General features: G+C 45.3%; 1 protein-coding gene and 1 pseudogene. Both read left to right on the top strand.

Annotated features, from left to right (window positions below):
* On the top strand, positions 1–670 hold a 670-nt coding region (locus tag A3750_RS19085; RefSeq protein ID WP_068548634.1), incomplete at its 5' end, for an ABC transporter substrate-binding protein.
* Positions 670–1,105: pseudogene (locus tag A3750_RS19080) on the top strand (carbohydrate ABC transporter substrate-binding protein); the annotation flags it as partial. The gene A3750_RS19085 and the pseudogene A3750_RS19080, both read left to right, overlap by 1 nt.

Below are 1,105 nucleotides of genomic sequence, written 5' to 3'. Positions count from 1 at the left end.
CGCACCCGAATCACATCCTTTTGCCTACCAGAACGGCGAAGGCGGGATTGCCATCGACATTATTGAGCAGCTCTTCAAAAGATCAAACATAGAGTACGAGCTAAAAATTGTGCCTTTAAAGCGCGCAATAAAAATCGTCGACGAAAGACCACAGCACTGTGTTTTCCCGCTGCAACGAACGCAAGAACGAGAGACTATTTACAAGTGGGTCAGCCCCTTGTTAGTCACCAAATCCACCATTTTTTCTTTGCAATCAAGTCCGATAGAAGTCACGGTACTTGAACAGCTTGCTTCCTACCGAATTGGCACGTTGAGTGGAAGTGGACTAGAAAATTACCTCAACACGGCGAAAATACCTTTGCAAGTAGATGCCGCAGGCAGCGCAAAGCAAAACATTGAGAAGTTGCGTTTAGGACGAACCGAATTATGGGCGACAGACGAACTCGTTGCCGCGTACCATTCAGACGTCACAGGGATCGCGTTAAAACCCCAATTCTGGTTCTTAACGGTCTTGCGCGGGCTAGCCTGCCATATAGAAACAGACGACCAGCTTATTGACGAGCTCACGATGCAACTGAAAACACTGTACGAGAACGGAACGATAGAGGAAATATACCAAGCCTACTCTGAAAAGTTCTTACTCGACATTGATACGAGCCAGCGTTTTTGATGAACCTAACGCATCACGGACACAAAACCATAGAGCAGCTATGCGCTAAGCTCTTGTTCTGTATTTTATGTATAGGCTTTTTTTCTGCCGATCTTTATTCCAATGAGGCAAAAATAAAACGCTGGATTTTGAATGAGTTCCAACCTTCAACCTTAAATCTTGAAGAGCAAACGAGAGAACTCAACTGGTTTGCCGAAGCGGCAAAACCTTATCAAGACCTGACCATTCACGTTATTTCTGAACGCATCGACACCCATTGGTACGAAGCAAATACCTTGAGCCGAGCTTTCTATGACATTACGGGCATCAAAGTCGTACATGAGCTGACTGGCGAAGACGATGTAATCAAAAAACTCAGCACGCAAATGGAAATGGGGCTGAACCTATACGACGGCTATATTAATGACAGCGACCTGATTGGCACACACTATCGAT

The sequence above is a fragment of the Oleiphilus sp. HI0079 genome (assembly GCF_001635105.1).
This window is presented reverse-complemented; position numbering and strand designations above follow the sequence as displayed.